1 pseudogene is annotated in these 258 nt (G+C 44.6%); it reads right to left on the reverse strand.

Annotation, left to right across the window (positions count from 1 at the left end):
* Positions 1-258: pseudogene (locus FQK12_RS27795) on the reverse strand (phage tail tape measure protein); the annotation flags it as partial.

A 258-nucleotide genomic window follows, 5' to 3' on the forward strand; every position in this document is an offset into this window, starting at 1 on the left:
AACGAGTTATCCTGAAGCTTATTCAGCCGTTCCTGAGCGACGATCTGATCGCCTAATTTTGCATTGACCTCTGCCTGAGCCAGAACTTTATCTTTGTTGGTGAGTAACGATTGTTCATCTTTACTCAGCGCACGGGTTTTCGATGCTTCTTCGATAACCGTGAATTTTGATTGCAGGGACCATAAATTTTTACGCTGCTGACTGATAGTGTCGTTAAGCCCGGTATGCTGTTGCAGCAATTTCAGCTGGGTCATTAAC

The organism is Klebsiella sp. ME-303, assembly GCF_007910085.1.
GTDB lineage: Bacteria > Pseudomonadota > Gammaproteobacteria > Enterobacterales > Enterobacteriaceae > Klebsiella > Klebsiella michiganensis.